The sequence below is a fragment of the Kitasatospora sp. NPDC001225 genome, assembly GCF_053597855.1.
Map to the genome: position 1 here is coordinate 1 of NZ_JBSFJC010000188.1, position 11,918 is coordinate 11,918.

The 11,918-nt window shown below is 72.7% G+C and carries 13 protein-coding genes and 1 pseudogene; 7 read left to right on the top strand and 7 right to left on the bottom strand.

Annotation, left to right across the window (positions count from 1 at the left end; all coding sequences use genetic code 11):
* The first annotated feature begins 124 nt into the window (after window positions 1–124).
* From ACWDCZ_RS36060 to ACWDCZ_RS36070, 3 genes are all read left to right on the top strand, one after another.
* Entirely contained in the window at window positions 125–1,351 is a 1,227-nt protein-coding gene (locus tag ACWDCZ_RS36060; protein WP_449818090.1) for a hypothetical protein, read from the top strand.
* Window positions 1,352–1,465: 114 nt separating this feature from the next.
* On the top strand, window positions 1,466–2,323 hold the full coding sequence (locus ACWDCZ_RS36065; protein WP_449818091.1) for a hypothetical protein: 858 nt from the start codon (window positions 1,466–1,468) through the stop codon (window positions 2,321–2,323).
* Window positions 2,277–3,428 (top strand): B12-binding domain-containing radical SAM protein, encoded by a 1,152-nt coding sequence (locus ACWDCZ_RS36070; protein WP_449818092.1) that lies wholly within the window; start codon window positions 2,277–2,279, stop codon window positions 3,426–3,428. The genes ACWDCZ_RS36065 and ACWDCZ_RS36070 overlap by 47 nt, the downstream gene beginning before the upstream one ends.
* A 115-nt stretch (window positions 3,429–3,543) precedes the next feature.
* Here ACWDCZ_RS36070 and ACWDCZ_RS36075 read toward each other — a convergent pair whose 3' ends face one another.
* From ACWDCZ_RS36075 to ACWDCZ_RS36085, 3 genes and pseudogenes are all read right to left on the bottom strand, one after another.
* Entirely contained in the window at window positions 3,544–4,176 is a 633-nt protein-coding gene (locus ACWDCZ_RS36075; protein ID WP_449818093.1) for an SMI1/KNR4 family protein, read from the bottom strand.
* Between the two features lie 63 nt (window positions 4,177–4,239).
* Window positions 4,240–4,368, bottom strand: a pseudogene (locus ACWDCZ_RS36080) (IS21-like element helper ATPase IstB); the annotation flags it as partial.
* A gap of 4 nt (window positions 4,369–4,372) precedes the next feature.
* A complete protein-coding gene (locus ACWDCZ_RS36085; protein ID WP_375876869.1) occupies window positions 4,373–4,939 on the bottom strand; it encodes a hypothetical protein in 567 nt (188 codons plus the stop codon).
* A gap of 825 nt (window positions 4,940–5,764) precedes the next feature.
* Here ACWDCZ_RS36085 and tgmA point away from each other — a divergent pair.
* From tgmA to ACWDCZ_RS36105, 4 genes are read left to right on the top strand one after another with little or no spacing between them, the layout of a single operon-like run.
* The gene (tgmA, locus tag ACWDCZ_RS36090; RefSeq protein WP_449818094.1) at window positions 5,765–6,046 is read left to right on the top strand and encodes a putative ATP-grasp-modified RiPP; all 282 of its coding nucleotides are present in this window, start codon (window positions 5,765–5,767) and stop codon (window positions 6,044–6,046) included.
* A 3-nt stretch (window positions 6,047–6,049) separates the two neighbouring features.
* Window positions 6,050–7,021, top strand: a complete 972-nt coding sequence (gene tgmB / locus ACWDCZ_RS36095; RefSeq protein WP_449818095.1) for an ATP-grasp ribosomal peptide maturase — start codon at window positions 6,050–6,052, stop codon at window positions 7,019–7,021.
* Window positions 7,018–8,166, top strand: coding sequence for an ATP-grasp peptide maturase system methyltransferase (gene tgmC / locus ACWDCZ_RS36100; protein WP_449818096.1), 1,149 nt, complete (start codon window positions 7,018–7,020; stop codon window positions 8,164–8,166). Before tgmB ends, tgmC begins: the two co-directional genes overlap by 4 nt.
* A 22-nt stretch (window positions 8,167–8,188) precedes the next feature.
* Window positions 8,189–8,608 (top strand): hypothetical protein, encoded by a 420-nt coding sequence (locus ACWDCZ_RS36105; RefSeq protein WP_449818097.1) that lies wholly within the window; start codon window positions 8,189–8,191, stop codon window positions 8,606–8,608.
* Between the two features lie 335 nt (window positions 8,609–8,943).
* On the opposite strand, the gene ACWDCZ_RS36110 is transcribed toward ACWDCZ_RS36105, so the two are convergent.
* The 4 genes from ACWDCZ_RS36110 to ACWDCZ_RS36125 all read right to left on the bottom strand — a co-directional run bounded on the left by ACWDCZ_RS36110 (window position 8,944) and on the right by ACWDCZ_RS36125 (window position 10,811).
* Window positions 8,944–9,156: a hypothetical protein gene (locus tag ACWDCZ_RS36110; RefSeq protein WP_449818098.1), complete on the bottom strand. Its 213-nt coding sequence runs from the start codon at window positions 9,154–9,156 to the stop codon at window positions 8,944–8,946.
* Window positions 9,157–9,622: 466 nt separating this feature from the next.
* Window positions 9,623–9,775: a hypothetical protein gene (locus tag ACWDCZ_RS36115; protein ID WP_449818099.1), complete on the bottom strand. Its 153-nt coding sequence runs from the start codon at window positions 9,773–9,775 to the stop codon at window positions 9,623–9,625.
* Window positions 9,776–10,017: 242 nt separating this feature from the next.
* The gene (locus ACWDCZ_RS36120; protein ID WP_449818100.1) at window positions 10,018–10,389 is read right to left on the bottom strand and encodes a hypothetical protein; all 372 of its coding nucleotides are present in this window, start codon (window positions 10,387–10,389) and stop codon (window positions 10,018–10,020) included.
* 89 nt (window positions 10,390–10,478) lie between these two features.
* Entirely contained in the window at window positions 10,479–10,811 is a 333-nt protein-coding gene (locus ACWDCZ_RS36125) for a hypothetical protein (protein ID WP_449818101.1), read from the bottom strand.
* Window positions 10,812–11,918 lie beyond the last annotated feature (1,107 nt).

The window sequence follows — 11,918 nt, forward strand, 5'->3', positions numbered from 1 at the left end:
CGCCGGACAACATCACCCGAAGGGTGGGGAGATCAACTGAGCAGGTTTGGCCAACCTCAGAGCACAGACTGGGGAAATTCAGAGAGCGTCATCAACCCTCGCCAACCTCGCCAACCTGGCCGGCTTGGCCGACCTGGACCCGAACACCCTGATCGACCGTCCCGAGCAACTGGTCACCGACGCCTGGCTCGCCCCCGCCACCGAGCTGGCCCTGCACCTGCTCGACCAAGCCGACCCCCTTGCCCTCGCCGCCGGCTCCCACACCGCCCCCGGCCACACCATGCTCCTGCTCGCCGCGCCCCGCGACGGCCACCCGGCGATCCACCTGCGCCTGCCCGACGGCACCGCCGCCGCCGAGCCCCGGCCCGCCGACCGAGCCGCCACCGTCCTCCCGCTCGTCGGCATCCTGGACCTCGCCCTCTACCGCGACCGGGACGACGTCGACCACGACCGGCCGCAGTACCTGCGCACCCTGGACGCCGGCCAGCTCTGCCTCCTCCACACCGGTGCCACGGTCCGGCTCACGGGCTGCCCCGACAGTGCGCAGCTCGTCGCGTCCCACGTCCCGGTCGACGTTCCGGGCACCGTACGGCTGAACCCCGGCGAGTACCGGGCCGCCGCCGACGACGCCCGTGCCCGTCTGACCAGAAGCCGCCCGACCGGTGCGGGGCGGACCGCCGGGCCCGGCCTGGAGGACGTCCCCGACCTGCGCGCCGCCGACCTGCCGCGGATCCACGCCCAGTCCGGCGTCCTCCACCGCCTCGCCGCCGACCGCGGCCGCCTGTCCTACCTGGTCACCACCACCGTCCTCGCCCCCGAACGGTACGAGGCCTCCCGCACCACCCCGCCACTGGACCGGCTCGTCCTGTCCAAGGCGGACGACCTCGGGTACGAGATCCGCCTCAACGCCAACCCGCGCCCCGGCAACCAGCTGCTCCCGCACGACCACGCCTACCCGTTCGCCGCCCGGGTCCTGACCGGCGGCTGCCTCCACACCGTCTTCCTGCACACCGGCGGCCGCGCCGACGGCTGCGCCGGCGGACCGTTCAGCTCCCGCGGCCTGCGCCCGGCCGTCACGACCACCGAGCTCCCTGGCAGTGCCTACACCCTGGCGCCCACGCTCGCGCACCGGGCCGTCGTACTGCCCGGCACCACCACCCTCGTCCTGCGCGGCCCGTACACCGCCGCCCATCCCGCCACCGACCTGATCCCGCCGGTCTCCGCCTGGCCCGTGCCCGCCGGCGGCGAGGCCCCGGTGCACTCGCGCCGGATGACCGACGCCGAGCACCGCGCGCTCTATCGAAGTCTCGCCGCCACCGGCGTGATCGACCTCCTGCCCGGGCGCCTCTGAACGGCACCCGGCTCGGCACCCCGGGCCACCGTCCCCGTCCAAACCGGCCCCGGCACCCGCCCGGAGTTGGCAAGCTGGGGCGGCCACTTCGGCACCCGAGGCAAGGAGCGTCCCGTGCACACCGTCCTGACGACCGACCACCCCGCCTGGCAGGAGAACCCCGCCAGCGGCCACCGGCGGCGCCCCCTGCGCACCGCCGACGGCCGCTGGCTGGCCACCCTCACCCCCGACGGCCTCGACCTGGCCTGCGTGGACGGCACGGAGGACACCAAGCCCGCCCTCGTCACCACCGACCCGGCGTCGCTGCCCGGCACCCTCCCGGCCACCCTCCTCGCCGGCCTGCGCGGCCTCGGGCCGAGCGTGCGCGTGGCCAACCCGTGGCTGTGGGACGCGATCACCACCGCCGTCCTGCGCCAGGTCGTCCGAGCCGACCAGGCCCGCCGCCTCTACCGCGGCTGGTGCGCGACCCACGGCACCGCTCTGCCGGGCACCGACCCAGCCCTCCGCACCGCCCCGACGCCCGAGACCGCCCTCGCCCTGACCGACGAACAGTTCGCCGCCGTCGGCACCACGTTCCACCGCACCGCCCTGCGCGCGGCCGCCGGCGCCTACCAGGAGCACCGCACCCGCTGGGAGCAGCTGGACGCCCCGGCCCTGGCCGCCGAACTCGTCACCGTGCCGCGGATCGGGCCCTGGACGGCGGCCGCGGCCGCCGCCGACTTCACCGGCGACTTCTCCGTGTACCCGCACACCGACCTCGCGGTCCGCACCTGGGCCGCCCGCATCGCCCCCGACCACCCCTGGCCCGCCGCCGACAAGCCGAAGAAGACCGAGGCCCTGTTCGGCGCGCACTGGCACCACCTGGCTGGCGGAGAACCGCGCCACCTGCACACCCTCACCCTGTCGACACTCACCTGGGGGGCCCATGCCCGCACCGATCAGCTCGGAGGAACAGACCCGCACCGCCCGTGACCTGGTCGCCGGAGCCGACCCGCACCGCTCCCTCGACTGCCTGTTCGTCAACGCCCCGCTGCGCGACTACGGCCTGCGCCCGCGCGTCAACGACTACACACTGCCGGTCCTCGGCATGGGCTACATCGCCACCCACGCCGCCGCGCACGGCTTCAACGTCGGGATCCTGGACGCCGAGGCCCACGGACTCGGCATCCGGCACACCATCGACACCGTCAACGCGCTGCGGCCGCGCTGGGCCGCGTTCAACCTCCTCGCCCCGACCTACGAACTGACGGCGCGGATCGCCGCCGCCCTGGACCCGGCGATCGCGCTGATGGCCGGCGGCCACCACGCCAAGGCCGACCCGCGGCGCGTCCTGGACGACCCGCGCTTCGCCCGCCTGGAGGCCCTGGTGATCGGCGAGGGCGAGACCCGGGTCACCGCCCTGCTCGGCGACCTCCACCGGCGTCGCGAACTGCCGAAGGTGATGTGGCGCGACCGCCTGCTCTCCACCACCGCCTGCGGCATCCCGCAACGCGGCGACACCGCCCGCTGGCTCGCCCCCGACATCAACGCCCTCGCCCTCGACCGCCGCTTCCTCACCCAGGACCCGCACCGGGCGGCCGACGGCCGCATCGAGGCCAACCTGGTGTGCTCGCGCGGCTGCCCCTACGAGCGCGGGTTCTGCGGCGCCGCCGCCTCCATGAACCCCGAGGTCAGCATCCGCACCCGCACCCCCGAGAACATCGTCGCCGAGATGCACCGGCTCCACGCCGACCTCGGCTGCACCGCCTTCCGCGCGGTGGACGACCTCTTCCTCGGCGCCCGCCGCGTCATCCACCCCGCCCTGGACGCCTTCGCCGCCGAACGCGTCGGCGAGAGGTACGTGTGGGACGCCACCGGCCGCATCAACGTCCTCGACCGCGAAAGCGACACCGTCCTGGAACGGCTGCGCGCCAACGGACTGCGCGAGGTCGCACTCGGCATCGAATCCGGCTCCACCTGGGTCCTGGAGGCCATGGACAAGCGGATCACCCCCGCGATGACCCTCACCGTCGCCCGCCGCCTGCTGGAGAAGGGCATCGGCGTGAAGGGGTACTTCATCCTCGGCTTGGCTGCGTAGGTGAGAACGAAGAGCGATTGTTGGTGAGAGCTGGCAGCGCGAGGTGCTGTGACCGCGTCTCGGTGTCGGTGAGAAGTAAGAGCAGCGGGGGTGGATTCGAGTCTGTGACTAACAGTCAGGACAGCCCGATCGGGGCGGGTGTCAGCGGCTGACCTTCCAGCTCGTGGCAGTTCTCCTCGTCCCACCACAGCTCGCCCTGTGCGGTGAGGTAAGGGTGTAGTCCGCGGACATCTCCACCGCTGTGGAACGCTCGTGCGACGGCGTGAAGCAGTCCTGCCAGGCCGGGCCAGGAGTCGGTGAAGTCGCCCCCGCCGCCGTGGCCGGCCCAGCCGAGTCGCCCCTCGTCCGGGCCGGGACGCTGGTCGATCACCTGTGAGCCGCCGTCGGAGCTCTCGGCCCAGGGCACCCAGAACGGGTGCCACCAGGGTTCGTCGTCCCAGGGGCGGGTGGTCAGACCGTCGTTCTCGGTCGCGATGTCCATGCAGGTCTGCCAGCGGTCCACGATGCCGCTCACCGACAGAGGAGACTGCTCGGGCAGGACGGTCGCCCAGGTGCTCAGCCCGTTGTGGCACCGCAGGGAATCAGCGAGATCGCCGGGCAACGGGATGCCGAGGGTCTGTTCGGCGTCCTGAAGTTCGCTGGGTGTTGCTGGCGGGTTCAGCAACACCAGGCCGGAGGGAGTGTGCGTCGCCAGCCAGGAATCGATCCAGCGCCATGACTCCGACGGGGGCAATGTCTGCTGGGGCATGGCGTCATCCTGCCGCACACGTCCGTCAAGGTGGGCCGGGGGCCTGACCAGGTGGGAGCGGGGTTAGCCGACCGCCTGCTGCTGTTCGGCTCGGGCGCGGGTGCTGGCGAGGCGGTAGGAGTCGGTGCCGGTCTCGATGACGGTGCTGTTGAAGGTGGGGCGGTCGACGATGGCCGCGCAGAGGCGGGGGTCGGCCTCAGGTGTGAACGGCGCGGACGTGGTCGGCTGACAGGTGAAGTTCGTACGGCAGGCAGCAGTCGGAGCAAAGGGTCGCCACAAGGGTTCCACAGGCGCACCGCTGGTTCATGCCGCCGTTCGGGGTCGCTCCGCAGCAGGCGGCGGACGCGTGCCGCAATTCGAGGCCGCGGGCGTCGTCCGGGTTGATGACGAAGTTGCCTCGGGGGCCCTTCGACACCAGCGGCTTGCCGTCCGCGTTGTAGTGGACGCCGTGGCGCGGCATTACTGGGCCGGGCACGTCGGCGACGACCAGGGGCGCGCCGTACGGCTCGGTCTCGACCGCATAGTGGCCTGACGGCACGGTCGCCGGCGATGGACCGGGCTCGTCGGCGTCCCACCACGCGTAAAACGGTGCCTCGGGAACCGCTGGCAGCCGTGTGAGCGGCCCCGTCAGTGGGACACCACACGTCGCGCAGACGAATACCACCGCTTCGGCCTTGGCGCTCGCGTCGGTGACATCGGCAGGCGCGGTGTGCCCGCGGTTCTCCTCGCCGTCGACCTGTCCCTGGTCTCGCTGTTCGTGCATGAGCTGACCGTACGCGGCACGCACTCGGACGCAGCGTCCACCCCCGCGCGGGCAGTATCCGACAACCGTCCAGAGTCAAGGATCCAGGTGCTGCTGAAACTCGGCGACACCGTCTTCGCACGTAGTGGGGCGCACCACCGCGGCCCGCCGGGAGGTGACCGCGTGAACGGCCTGCTGCTCACCGTGGACGGGCCCAGCGGCCTGGGCAAGTCCACCGCCGTCGCCGCCACCGCCCGCGCCCTGCGGGAGGCCGGACACACCGTCCGCACTGCCACCGGCCCCTCCGCCACCCCCTACGGCCAGGCCGTACGCGCCGCCGCCGCGACGATGCGCGGCCGCGCCCTCGCCCTGGCCGTCGCCGCCGACCGCCTCCACCAGCTCGACACCGACCTCCGCCCCCGCCGCACCGCCGGCACCACCAGGACCCGGCGACCCTGCGCCTCGGCCTGTTCTACCTCGCCACCGAGTGGGAGGGGGAGCCCGTCAACCGCGAACCCGAGAAGTGCCTGGACCTGCGCTGGTTCACCGAGGACGACCTGCCCGACGACCTCATCCCCTACCCCGCCGCCGGCATCCACGGCACCCTCACCGACCCCGGCGGCCTGGCGCACCACGGCTGGCCGGCCGCATAGCAGTCGGCCGCTCGAACTCCTTGGCACACCCGTCCTCGCCCTCTGCCCATCGCCACCCCCAGGGGCGTGCCCGGGGCGTCTCTGAAGGGCAGTTCGGCAAAACGCCTCCCAGGGGGTCCCGCCGACCGGCATGATGACCGATGGTCACCGCTCGCATCGCCAGCGTCACGTATCAGGTGCAGGAGAGATCAGGATGCCAAACGCCGTCACCGCCCCGTGGGGCACCACCCGGATGCGCCCGTACGCCGACACGCCGCCCTGGCCCGCCATGACTCCGGTCATCGACCCGGACACCCAGGTCGCGGTCTTCCACGACGAGCAGGGCCGCACCGTCGAGTTGGGCAAGCACGGGACCAGCACGGACCAGACCGGCCCGACGAGCACCGGCGGCGGTGGCGGGGACGGGCAGAGCGGTGGCCAGGCCCAGCCGACCGACGTCGACACCGTGACGTCCAACGACCAGGACCAGAGCTGAACCGTGGCGGGTGACCGGCAGGCGGCGGTCCTGGTGCTGACCTGCGCCTACGACCCGACGGCCGACATCGTGCTGCGGATCCTGGCCGAACGGCAGGTGCCGGTCGTGCGCGCGGATCCCGGCGCCGACCTCCACCAAGGCGCCGTGCTGACCGCCCGCTACGGCGCGGCCGGCCGACGCGGCACCCTCGCCACCGCCAGCCGCGCCCTCGACCTCGACCGGGTCCGCGCGGTCTGGTACCGGCGTCCCTCGGGCTGGGCCACACCGGCCGGTATGGACGGACAGGACGCCGAGTTCGCCCGCGCCCAGGCCCAGTGGGGAGTCGGTGGCGTCCTCGCCTCGCTGCCCGGCGCCCGCTACGTGAACCACCCCTGGCGGATCCGGGCCGCCGAACACAAGCCCGCCCAGCTCGACGCCGCGCTCGCGGCCGGCTTCGCCGTCCCCGACACGATCGTCACCACCGATCCTGAGCAGGCGCGCGCCTTCTGCGCCGAGCAGCCCGGCGGGGCGGTCTACAAGCCATTGTGGAACTCCCCCTACACGGGTGAGGACGGCCGGCCGGTGCAGGCCTGGGTCGCCGAGGTCTCCCCGGACGAGATCACCGACGCCGTCGCCGCCTGCCCGCACCTGTTCCAGGCACGCCTGGCCAAGGACCACGACGTACGGCTGACCGCGGTGGGCCGCGAGCTCTTCGCCGTCCGCATCGACAGCCCCGACCTGGACTGGCGCCGCCGCCAGGACCTGGTCACCCACACCCCGATCGACGTCCCACCCCCCGTGCGCCGGTCCGTGGCCCGCTACCTGGAGCACTTCCGGCTCGTCTACGGCGCCTTCGACTTCGCCGTCACCACCGACGGCCGCTGGCACTTCCTCGAATGCAACAGCAACGGGCAGTGGGCGTTCTTCCCGCCTCCGACCACCGGTGCCATCGCCACGGCGATAGCCGACCAGCTCCAGAAGGGCCCTGCCGCATGACCACCACCGCAGCCGCCGCGGACCTGCGCGCAGCCCTCGTCCGGCAGCTCACCGCCGACGAAGGCCTCACCGACCCGCTCTGGCGCGCCGCCGCGGCGGCCGTACCGCGCGAGGCCTTCGTCGGCGACTACTTCCGCGAAGTCCCCGGTTCCTTCCCCACCTCCTACGAACCGGTCCGTGAGAACGGCGACGGCTGGCTGGAGGCCGTCTACACCAACCAGACCCTCGTCACCCAGCTCGACGGCCGCATCCACCCCGCCGACACCGACCAACCGGTCGCCGGATCCTCCTCGTCGTCGTCCACCCTGCCCTCCCTGGTCCTGCGCATGTGGCAGCAACTCGACGTGCACGACGGCCACCGCGTCCTGGAGATCGGCACCGGCACCGGCTACTCCACCGCACTCGGCGCCCACCGCCTCGGCGACGAGAACATCGTCAGCATCGAAGTCGACCCCAACCTCGCCGAACGCGCCGCCACCTCCCTCAAAGCCGCCGGCTACACCCCGCATCTGGTCGTCGGCGACGGCCTCGCCGGCCACAAGCCCGCTGCCCCGTACGACCGGCTCATCGCCACCTGCGCGGTGCGCACCCTGCCCTACCCCTGGCTGCACCAGGTCAGGCCCGGCGGAAAGATCCTCGTCACCTTCTCCGGCTGGCAGTACGGCTACGCCCTCGCCCTGCTGACCGTCACCGACCCCGGCGAGGCAACCGGCCGCTTCCTGCCCGGCTGGACCAGCTTCATGATCGCCCGCCCCCACGACCGCCTCCCGCGCCAGAACCCCACCCTGCTGCCCGGCGACCGACGCCCCACCCGCGTCGACCCCGCCACCATCACCACCTGGACCGGCACCTGGGTCGCCCAGCTCGCCGCTCCCTCCGCCGAACGCATCGACGCCGGCGACCAGCAGATCCTCATCGACCACGCCACCGGCTCCCAAGCCCGCACCCAACCCGATGGCCACGGCGGATGGACCGTCACCCAGCGCGGCCCGCTGCGCCTGTGGGACCAGGTCGAGGACGCGGTCGAGACCTGGCAGGCGGCGGGCGCACCGCACCAGGAGCGGTTCGGCATCACCGTTGACGGCGACGGACAACGGGTCTGGCTCGGCAACGAGGACGGACCCGTCTGGCACCTGCCGGTGTGATCGCGCTGCCTACGCGGGGTCCGTGTCGGAGGAGGGCGACGTGTCGGGAACGGAAGCAGCCTCGGCGCGGCAACGCCTGGGACACTGGTGGCGGTTAGCGACCACGGCACCCGGAGGGCCGGCCACGCGCAAGCTCACCAGAGAAGCGCAGGGCGCACTCAACGCGGTGGCATCCGGACGGCGGATATCGACCGCGCTGCGGATGGAGGTTCGCTCCGCCCACGCGGTGCTTCCGGTATTCAGCTTCTCCGTGTTTGCGAGCGCGTTGGTCGGCTTCGCCGTGTTCGTCCTCGAAGTCAAGGTCGTGAAGCGAACGCACGTCATCGAGCAGCTGCTCGCGCTCCAGAGCACGATCTTCGCGATGCTGGCGGCATCGATCCTCTACAGCATGCTCTTCGTCGCACTGCGGGCCGCCATGTGGTGCGCGCACGAGGCGGCCTGAGCCGGGGAGTTTGGTCGCTCCGGACAAGGTGGCCAACTGGCTTGGACGCAATCATTCGGAGTCAATCGACAGAGATCGCGCCCGGCGAGTTCCGGATCGGCAGCGTTAACGGTCGAGACCGTGAATCTGACATGCCAACTCCGGTTCCGTCCTGACCTCGATGCGACGGACCGACCCTCACCAGGGCGCGGGGCCGCAGTGGTGGTGCCAGGCGATCGCCTCCAACAATGCCTGCCGCGCCCCCACAGCCGCCCCTGCTCGGCGGCCAGGGCCTCCGCCGCCACCCCGGCAACGGCCGCCCCCAGCGCCTCCTCCAGCACGCCGCCGGCCTTCTTTCACTCCTCCAGCCGCTGGACCAGCCCCCGCACCAGGACATCGACGGTCCGCACCGGATCCCGCCCGTCCTGCCGCGCCTCCTGGACGGCCTCGCCCAGGACGTCCTCGCCCAGGTCCTCGAACACCTCCTCCCACCGCTCGGCCACCAGCCGCCGATGCTCCGCCAGCACGCACTGGAGCCCGGCGTCGACCGACTCCTGAGCCCACGGCAACGGCGACCGCGACGACGGGACACCCACAGCGGCCAAATCCCGACCGGCACCCGGCCCCAGCCCAAGACCGCGCCGCGGACGGGACGAAGAAGTACTGCCCACCCCCGCTCCAACGCCGCCGGACCCGCGTTCGTCACCCCGGCCGCCAAACCCGCAGCGCCAGCCGCACGAGGTACCGCCCGCAGGCCCACCGCGGGCAGCGTCCGGCGTGCCCAGCGCCAAGCGACTCACCCCGGAGCGGAAGGCGGCCAAGGCCAAGCGGGACCACGAGCGGCTGCTCAACCGCATGACCGAGGTCGAGGCCGACTCCGAGTACATCTGGCGCCCCCGCGTACGGCGGCGACGCTCTCCACGCCCGCGACCACCACCAAGCCCTGCCGGTTGTCGCCACAGCCCTGCCGCTGCTGCGCTGCTTCGGCGCTGACGCGGCGGTCTGGTACCGCTTCGGCCGCCGCGGCCCACACCCTCACCGACGCGCATCGCGCACCCGCGCGGCCAGGACCAGGACGGCGGAGCGGACCTCCTCGATCGCATCCCGCAGCTCCCCGGTCAACCGCCAGGCCTCGGCCTGCGAGACCGGACCGGCGAGCTCACGGTTCTGGTCGCTGCGCTCGCCCATACCCGACCCCTTCCCCGGACCGGGCGCGCCGGAACCCGGCCGCGGACGGGTCAGACCGTCAGACCGCCGACTCCTGCGCTGCGTCCGGGAGCGCGGCCCGCTTCAGCCGCATGAGGGCCCCGTGCCGGTTGCCGGCCTGAGCCCAGTGCGCGTGGGCGTGCGGCTCGGCACCGACCTCGGTGAGCGTGAACCGCTACTCCTCGGTCGGATCGGAGCTCCAAGCGGCTTCGGCGGCGAGCCCCTCACCTCGACAGGGGACCGCCGGTCTTCCGGTCCTGGACCTGCTGTCGGTGGTTCGCCTGCCGGCAGGCGTTCGAGCAGAAGCGTCTCGGTCGACCGCCGGCCCGGCGCTGCGGAGGGACTGTCACCTGCCCGCACCGTTCGCAGGGGCGCATCATGCTGAGCTCCACCTCCTGTGCAGCCCTCTCCACAGCGGCTTTCAGCGTGGGTGACAGGCCATCGGCCAGTTCCACGAGTTCGTTCCGGGTCAACGGGTCCTGGAAGAGGGGTCGGTCAGCGCCCATCGCCTGGAGCAGGGCGTACCGCGGCATGCCGGTCTGCCTGTTGATCTCGGCGTCGGGGAGGTCCATGAGGGCGATCAGGCGGATGATCATCTCGACCTGCCCCCACTCGGCAGGGCCGAAGTTCAGCGCGTTGGTGGTTGCGGTTCGTGCGGTGGGGTCGCGGGGGATCCGGCGGCGTGTCACTGGGCACCGCCAGCAGGCGTTGCGGTGGTCTCGGTTCCCAGGACCTGGCCGGGGATGACGGGAGGCTGCGGAGTGGGGGCGTTTACCTGCTGGCCGGGCTGGAGGCCGCGGAGCGGGGCGGCGAGTTCGCGCACCCCTTGGTGACGGGGAGTGAACTTCTCCACGGCGCCGATCAAGCCGGTGAACCGCTGGACCATGTCGGGCATGTCCTGGGTCCGCGTCCTGGCGACGCACACCCGCACGATGTAGGCGATGAGCAGCGCCAGCATGGTGATGGACCCCAGGACGAGCGCGACCACCAGAGCCGCGATGGTGAGGGCGGCATCCAAGTTTTCCTCCGGATACGACAGGAGGCCCCCGCCAGTGGGCGGAGGCCTCGAAGTGTGCTGGTGTGTTCGAGCATGCGAAAAGCCCCGCCGCTCGGCGAGGCTCAGTGTGGATCAGGCCACAAGTATCCTGTCCACCGACATGGTCCTATGAATCCGACGTCTGGTCAAATAGCGCTCTGAGCTGCAGACTTGTGTTGGGCGGGGAAAGCTGTCGTGGTTTCGTAACGAGCTCTGGAACCATCCCTTCTACGCGCTTTGGTCCGCCGCTGGCACCGCTTGCTGCGCCATCCGCTGCCGGGCCCGCACCGGAGATACCCCGGGCCCGCCCCGCCCCGGTTCGACGGCCGCCCGGCACCAGGGCCCCGCTCGCCATCCCGGCTGCTTTGGCTGGCCCGGTGCCCCGTCGGCCGTCGACCTCTTCGTCCGCCGGTCCCGCCCCGCGCCCGCCCGCTGCACTGCCTCGCGCTCGCGCACCGTCTGGCTCTGCTCCGGCTGCCGCCGAGCCGGGCGTCCGGCCGCCCCGCCGCCTGCTCGCCGCCGAGTGCATCTGCCCGGGCCGCCTCCCTGCAGCACCGGGGCCCCGCCCGCTGGCGCCGCTTGCTGCGCCGGTCCCGCCCGGCCGTCCGGCCCGCTCCGGTGTAGCTACCTGGCCCGCCTCCTCGACCAGTGCGAGCTCCGAACCGCGCAGGAGGAGCCCGCTGGCACTGGCTGATCAGGCCCATCCGGGCCGCCGTCCGGCCACGTCTACTGCGTTTGCGTCCGCTTTCCCGGTCCGCGCCCCGGCCGGGGCCGGGGCCGGGGCCGGGGCCGGGGAGGAGTGCTGCCGGACCCGGTCGAGCGAGCACCTGACCCCGGCTGGGGTGGTCGTCCGGACCACCCGGCACGAGCCGTCCCACTTGGCTGTGGCCAGTGCGTCCTCGGGGGCGTCGCGGTTGAAGTAGCGGACCGGCCGCCGTCGTGCGGTCAGGCCGGGGCCGGCGTCCAACGAGACCCACCAGAGCGGATCGATCACGGCGGCGCCCTCGCGACGAGCGGCCGCGCTCGACGACAAGGTCGACGGCGCGGCCCCCCCCCCCCCGCGACCACCCCTCCAACACAACACACAAC

Bases quoted from the DNA above. Each gene is read 5' to 3' on its own strand.
- ACWDCZ_RS36070 (WP_449818092.1), top strand. From the start codon at position 2,277: ATGCCCGCACCGATCAGCTCGGAGGAACAGACCCGCACCGCCCGTGAC.
- ACWDCZ_RS36120 (WP_449818100.1), bottom strand. From the start codon at position 10,389: ATGATCATCCGCCTGATCGCCCTCATGGACCTCCCCGACGCCGAGATC.
- ACWDCZ_RS36075 (WP_449818093.1), bottom strand. From the start codon at position 4,176: ATGCCCCAGCAGACATTGCCCCCGTCGGAGTCATGGCGCTGGATCGAT.
- ACWDCZ_RS36085 (WP_375876869.1), bottom strand. From the start codon at position 4,939: ATGCACGAACAGCGAGACCAGGGACAGGTCGACGGCGAGGAGAACCGC.
- tgmA (WP_449818094.1), top strand. From the start codon at position 5,765: ATGCCAAACGCCGTCACCGCCCCGTGGGGCACCACCCGGATGCGCCCG.
- tgmC (WP_449818096.1), top strand. From the start codon at position 7,018: ATGACCACCACCGCAGCCGCCGCGGACCTGCGCGCAGCCCTCGTCCGG.
- ACWDCZ_RS36115 (WP_449818099.1), bottom strand. From the start codon at position 9,775: ATGGGCGAGCGCAGCGACCAGAACCGTGAGCTCGCCGGTCCGGTCTCG.